Genomic DNA, 6,540 nt, shown 5'->3' on the forward strand with positions numbered 1-6,540 from the left:
CTCCAGGTGCGCGGATCGAGATAAGACTTTAGACCAAACGGCTATATTGGGTCATGTTCTGTCCACCTAGACACTCTCAAGGGCTGAGGACGAACCCCCTCGCCCTGTGGCACACTCAGTGGCCCGGAGCCAACCGTCGCAAGAGCTTGGCCCAAGTCTCCCGATTTTCGGCCTGCGCCATTGTCGCCGGCCTACTGCCTGAGGCCGCCAGCGGCCGAGAAGAGGAATGAGCGTGCATAACGTCGTCATCAGTGGTACCGGCCTCTATACCCCGGCCAACAGCATTTCCAACGACGAGCTGGTGGCATCCTTCAATGCTTATGTGCAGCAGTTCAACGCCGATAATGCCGAGGCCATCGCCCGCGGTGAGGTGGAGGCGCTGAGCGAGTCCAGCAGCGGCTTCATCGAAAAAGCCTCGGGCATCAAGAGCCGTTTCGTCATCGACAAGGAAGGCATTCTCGATCCGCTGCGCATGGTGCCGCGTATCCCTGAGCGTTCCAACGAAGAGTGGGGCATCCTCTGCGAAATGGCCGTGATCGCCGCCAAGGAAGCGCTGCAGCGCGCCGGCAAGACCGTCGCCGATATCGATGGGGTGATCGTCGCCTGCTCGAACTTGCAGCGCGCTTACCCGGCGGTAGCCATCGAAGTGCAGGCTGCGCTGGGCATCCAGGGCTGGGGCTACGATATGAACGTAGCCTGCTCTTCGGCCACCTTCGGCATCCAGGCCGCAACCACCGCGATCCAGACCGGTCAGGCCCGCGCCATCCTCATGGTCAACCCGGAAATCTGCACCGGTCACCTCAACTTCCGTGACCGCGACAGCCACTTCATCTTCGGTGATGCCGCCACTGCGGTGATCATCGAGCGTGCCGACCTGGCCACCTCCCTGCACCAGTTCGACGTGGTCAGCACCAAGCTGCTTACCCAGTTCTCCAACAACATCCGCAACAACTTCGGCTTCCTCAACCGCGCGGCGGAAGAGGGTATCGGTGCCAGGGACAAGCTGTTCGTGCAGGAAGGCCGCAAGGTGTTCAAGGACGTCTGCCCGATGGTCGCCGAGCTGATCGCCGCACACCTGGCGGAAAACCAGCTCAACGTCAGCGACGTCAAGCGCTTCTGGCTGCACCAGGCCAACCTCAACATGAACCTGCTGATCGCGCGCAAGCTGCTCGGCCGCGACGCCGAGCCGCACGAGGCGCCGGTGATCCTCGACACCTACGCCAACACCAGCTCGGCCGGCTCGGTGATCGCCCTGCACAAGAACCAGGACGACCTGCCGGCGGGTAGCCTGGGTGTTCTAAGCTCCTTTGGCGCCGGTTATTCGATCGGCAGTGTAATTTTGCGCAAGCGTTGAACTCTCTGTAGGAATGCCTGGCGCGTACGCAGAGTCTGATCGTGCGCGCAAGGCCCTACCCATGGGAGTTCTATGTGCGATACCGATTTGTTGGATCGTCTGCTCAGCGGTGAGCAGACGGCCTATCGCGAGCTGGTAGCTCGCTATCAGGGGGCGATGCGAGCGGTGGCTTACGCCATCGTCGGCAGCCGCCACGCCGATGAGGTGGTGCAGGATGCCTGGCTCGCCGTGGTGCGCAGCCTGGCAGGCTTTCAAGGGCGCTCCAGTCTTAAGACCTGGCTGCTGACCATCACCGCCAATACTGCCAAGACCCGTCTCAAGCACAACCGTCGCGAGGTGCTGCTCGACGACCTGGCCGCGCCCCATGGCACGGTGGGTGACGAGCGTTTCGCCGATGGCGGCCACTGGCTGCTGGCGCCCCATGCCTGGCATCAGGACAGCCCCGAAGCGCTGCTCACCGAAGACGAACTGCGCGAGTGCCTGGAACACACATTGGCCAGCCTGTCCGAGTTGCAGGCCAGCGTGCTGGTGCTGCTGCACCGGGCACGCCCTATAACGCCTTCTGCTTTAGTTGTAGTTTAAAGTTTTGAGTGGTCGCGCAGCGGTTTTGTACAAGGCCTGGCCGAGGCCAACTTGGTGTTGCTGATTAGCGCTTCTCCACTACCTCTTTGCTCGAACCATGTTGTTTTAATTGATCCTGCTGGCCTAGTTCAGCACACCAGCAATCACATCATCCACACTACTGGCTCGACCGAAGCGCAAGCTGGCCTCATCGGTTGCAAACAGTTTGAAATGAGCGGTGCCGCAGTCGATCTTCGCTTGCTCAATAGGGCGAAGGTCATCATTGAACAGGCTGCTTTTGGTTTCCACTACAAAGTAGAGGCGTTCGGCGCCGTCTTGCTCAACCAGTATTGCCCAGTCGGGGTTGTAATTGCCGAGTGGGGTAGGGATGCGGAACCAGCCAGGCAGCTTTGCATAAACCTTTACGGCATCGTTGTGTTCGAGCGCTTGGGCGAAGTCACGCTCAATTGCGGAGTCATAGACCACGTGCTCATAGACCGACTTTTCCGTATTAAGCAGCATGTTCTTCAGGTAGCCGGTTAGCTCTTGCTGCTCGAACAGCTCCTGGGCATAGAAACTGTCGTCGCCCAGTTTCACGTACTTGATGCCGTCGACCAACGCCAGGCGCTTGCAGCGGTTGATGATTTCGCCCGCCAGTTCAATGAACTGCTGGGGGTTACGCTTGAAGTCATCCAGGCGCTTGCTTTCAGTGAGGATTCGCACAAGGGTGCGGCGAGTGAGCTGCGTGCGATCCTGCAGGTCGGTCAGAATATCCGGCAGTTCGATATCGCTCTCGTCCAGGGTGACGGTGTAGGCACCTTTTTTCTCATTGGCTTCTACGCCCGACTTGCCGATGGCTAGATCCGCTTTGCGCCATTGCAGGCGAGGGCGGAACACTGCCGGCGCTTTCTGCAGATTATTGATGCAGTCGGCGATCAGTTGTTCGTTGTTGAAGTCAACTCGATAGGTGGTCTGGTGCTTGATACGGTCCCAAAGGGCTTTGAACTCTTCGCTTTGCAACACGGCTTGGCGAGTTGGGACGGCACGGCGCTCATCAGCGTTTTTGATCTCCAGGCGTCCAGAGACTTTCTTCAATAACTCAACTATTTGTGAGCGCTGCGCCTCGAACTCGGGGGGGAGTTGCAGCAGGCCATCTTTGAGTGCCTGCTTCAGCGAGTCCTGCACCTTGCCCTTGGCGTCCACGTACTGCTGAGCTTTCAAGAAATCCCAGAGTACTTTCGACTGCTCAAAGCCAAGCGGTTGGGACTCGCCATCTGCGCAGGTGATGGCAACAGCCGCGAACTGATGCTCCTCGACGATGCCGAATCGAATACCCGTGTCTTCTTCAATCTCTTTCTGCAGATTTTCAGCGAAGGCTTCATAGCTCTCAGTGGCAATCACGGTCAGGGTGTTCACCTCGAAGCCGCGCACCCTATCGCCACTTTGGTTAACGCACAGACGCAGGCCACGGCCAATGGTCTGTCGGCGCTCACGCTCGGATTGAATGTCACGCAGCGTGCAGATCTGGAACACGTTGGGGTTGTCCCAGCCTTCCTTGAGTGCCGAGTGGGAGAAGATGAACTTCAGCGGTGTGCTGAAGCTGAGCAGCTTTTCCTTGTCCTTCATGATCAGGTTGTAGGCGCGCTCAGCGTTTTCTCGGTTGCCGGCGTTATTCTCAGCGGTGTCAGACCAGCCGCCCTTTTTGTCGATGGAGAAGTAGCCGTTATGCACCTCTTCAGCGCTGTGGTTGAAGTCGACCTCACTGAACAGGCTTTGGTAGTCCGGGTGCTTGGCGAAACGTTTGTATTCTTCTTCGAAGATGGTCGCGTACACGCCTTTCACTGGATTGCCGTCAGCGTCGTACTGGCGATAACGCTCGACCGTATCGATGAAAAATAGCGACAGCACCTTGATGCCCATCGGGCGAAAGCGCTTTTCCTTGTCCAGGTGCTCCTTGATCGTGCGGCGGATCATTTCGCGCTGAATCGCCAACGGTTCCACGCCGCCGTGAACCTCGCCAATGCGCAGGTACTTCTCGCCACCTGGGTAGCGCAGCTCAACGAACTCCTCGCCTTTGGTGGTATTTATTTCGCCAATGCGAAGGTCTTTATAGACGGCGCGCTTGGTTGCCTGCTCCAGATCGTCGCCGTCGTAGACCGTGACCTCTTGGGTGGATACGCCGCCTGTGGCAGTGCCAACATCCAACTCGACCTTGGCTGAAATCGTGCCGCGCTTGTTGCTGACCGCTACCAGCCGCACAAACGGCTTGTTGTGGGCATCCTCAATCGTTGCCGAGGCCACCTCGATCTGTTTGACCAGGCGGCGCTCGTAGGCGTCAACCGCGTCCAGCCGGTAGACCATGTGGTGCTTGTCTACGTGGGTTGCGGAATAGCGCAGGGTGCACAGCGGGTTCATGGCATCCAATGCGGTCTTGCCGGCCCCTTTAAGGCCGCCATCGACGCTCTGCGGCTCGTCGACAATCAGGATCGGGCGAGTTGCCTTGATCAGGTCGATGGGCTTCTCGCCGCCGGTTTTTTCGCTGTCCTTGTAGAGGTTGTTGACGTCCTTCTTGTTGATCGCACCTACGGTCACCACCATGATCTGGATGGTTGAGCTGGTCGCAAAGTTGCGTACCTCGCCGAGCTTGTTCGAGTCGTACAGGAAGTAGTCGTAGGGCACGCCGGCATAAAGGCTTTTGAAGTGCTCCTCGGTGATCTGTAGGGACTTGTAGACGCCTTCCTTGATCGCAACCGACGGCACCACGATGACGAACTTGGTAAAGCCGTAGCGTTTATTCAGTTCAAAGATGCTGCGCAGGTACACGTAGGTTTTGCCAGTTCCGGTCTCCATCTCGACGGTAAAGTCGCCTGACGTGAGCATGCCGGAAGGCGGGAGCCCGCCGCGCAGTTGGATGTCCCTAAGGTTCTTGTGCAGTTCATCATCAAGCAGGGTCAGGCGGTTACCAACACCCAGGTCGGATTCGGCAATGCCCAGGGCAAACTGCTGTGGCGCGTTGCTCGGGTCGCTTTCGGCCGGGGCGGGGGCCTTCATGGTGACCGTGAACTCGGTACGGCACGCCTCCTGGCCACGGAACAGATCGCATACCGCTTCGATAGCCTGTAGTTGATAGTCGAGATCCGGCTCGAAGTGCAGTTTCATGTTCAATCCATTTTCAAGCTCGCCTTCAGGCAAGGGCGAGAAATTCTGTCAGTTAGCTGCTCGACTCCCCCATACCGCAAGGCGGCAGGGGGAGTCAGATTCAGGGTGTCTTTTCAGGCGCTCAGGGCTATGGGCTCGATCCAGCCTTTGCTTGCCAGTACATCTACGGCGATACCGATCTGGCGTGGCGTGAATTGCTTCTTGCGAGCATTCCAGGCGTAGGTGCGGGCGACTACCTCATCGACGCTGGTAACCGGATCACCCTCTTTGACGATCCAATGCACGGTCGCCAGCAACTCCAGACCGAAGGGCGTCTCGAAGCCCTCTACCAGCTCGCCGACCCGGTCGAAACGGGCCCGTGTCTCGGCATTGGCAGCCAAGAAAGCATTAGCCTCATCGACCGCCCCAGGCACCAGAGTTAGGGGTTTGTCGGGTGCATCACCGCCATCGGCATAGCCCGCTACAAGGTGACCTTCAATCGCGCGCAATACGTGCCGAAGATTCTCGGCGTACGGGCCGTAGGGGGCTTGGACATACTTGAGGCGAAGCGGCTCGCCCGCTGCCTGCATGAAGTACATCAGCTTGTGTACTTCCAGCAGGCTAATCGTTGGGTCAAGCAGGCCGCGAACATAGCGATTCATCAGCTCCACCAGTGCGGCGCGCCCAGCGGTCATGCTCGGCACTTCGCGACTGTGGTGCATGGTGTCTGCAGCGGGGGCACCCTTGGGTTCGTAGACGCGCACGCGAACGTCCGGCAGATCGGCCATGGCTGCTTCGATACGCGGGCGCACCTCTGCCCAATCAAGCCCACCCAAACCGCTGCCCAACGGTGGAATGGCGATGGAGCGGATACCACGGCGGTGAATCTCGGCCACCAGGGCGCTGAGCCCTGCGTCTATGTCCTGCAAGCGACTCTTGCCGCGCCAGTGGCGTTTGGTCGGGAAGTTGATGATGTAACGTGGCGACGTGAGCTGGTTGGTGTCGAACACGAACATTCGACCAGGCTGCACCTCTTCACGCTTGCAGGCCGCCTCGTAAGCCTTGAAGTTCTCCGGCCACATATTCTTGAATTGCAAGGCAATGCCACGGCCCATTACACCGACACAGTTCACGGTGTTGATGATGGCTTCGGAGTCATCCCGCAGGATGTCGCCGCTGGTAAATTCGATCATGACTGGCTCTTCACTCAGTAATACCACTCAGGGCGTAGCTCGACCGCAATGTCATCAACTTTGGAAATTATCCATAAATATCATATAATTAGCGCTCAAATCAGTGCATGGGAGAAGCCCTTTTGACTACCTATACCGCATCGCTTGACACCGCCAGCCAAGCCCTGGTTTGAAAATTGTACAAAAAATAACCAGTCCGCTCGATTGTCCCGCCTTCATCGCCGCCCACCGCCAGAATCCTCAAGACTTTACCCGCCGACGCCAGCTCACCTTCAAGAACCTCGTCCTGTTCCT

At 58.3% G+C, this 6,540-nt stretch carries 3 protein-coding genes and 2 pseudogenes; 3 read left to right on the top strand and 2 right to left on the bottom strand.

Annotated elements, in window-relative coordinates; genetic code table 11:
* The first annotated feature begins 232 nt into the window (after positions 1 to 232).
* Together DBO86_RS02425 and DBO86_RS02430 are read left to right on the top strand one after the other, a co-directional pair.
* A complete protein-coding gene (locus DBO86_RS02425) occupies positions 233 to 1,354 on the top strand; it encodes a beta-ketoacyl-ACP synthase III (RefSeq protein WP_108232895.1) in 1,122 nt (373 codons plus the stop codon).
* 72 nt (positions 1,355 to 1,426) lie between these two features.
* Positions 1,427 to 1,897: pseudogene (locus DBO86_RS02430) on the top strand (RNA polymerase sigma factor); the annotation flags it as partial.
* A 162-nt stretch (positions 1,898 to 2,059) separates the two neighbouring features.
* On the opposite strand, the gene DBO86_RS02435 reads toward DBO86_RS02430, so the two are convergent.
* The gene (locus tag DBO86_RS02435; RefSeq protein WP_108232893.1) at positions 2,060 to 5,074 is read right to left on the bottom strand and encodes a type III restriction-modification system endonuclease; all 3,015 of its coding nucleotides are present in this window, start codon (positions 5,072 to 5,074) and stop codon (positions 2,060 to 2,062) included.
* A gap of 113 nt (positions 5,075 to 5,187) precedes the next feature.
* A complete protein-coding gene (gene darG, locus DBO86_RS02440) occupies positions 5,188 to 6,246 on the bottom strand; it encodes a type II toxin-antitoxin system antitoxin DNA ADP-ribosyl glycohydrolase DarG (protein WP_108232894.1) in 1,059 nt (352 codons plus the stop codon).
* A gap of 169 nt (positions 6,247 to 6,415) precedes the next feature.
* Between darG and DBO86_RS02445 the strand changes: the two are divergent.
* Positions 6,416 to 6,540: pseudogene (locus DBO86_RS02445) on the top strand (IS4-like element ISHch2 family transposase); the annotation flags it as partial.

Source organism: Ectopseudomonas oleovorans, from assembly GCF_003052605.1.
In the GTDB taxonomy this organism is placed as follows: domain Bacteria; phylum Pseudomonadota; class Gammaproteobacteria; order Pseudomonadales; family Pseudomonadaceae; genus Aquipseudomonas; species Aquipseudomonas oleovorans_A.

Coding starts and splice junctions, on each gene's coding strand:
- darG (WP_108232894.1), bottom strand. CDS start 6,246: ATGATCGAATTTACCAGCGGCGACATCCTGCGGGATGACTCCGAAGCC.
- DBO86_RS02435 (WP_108232893.1), bottom strand. CDS start 5,074: ATGAAACTGCACTTCGAGCCGGATCTCGACTATCAACTACAGGCTATC.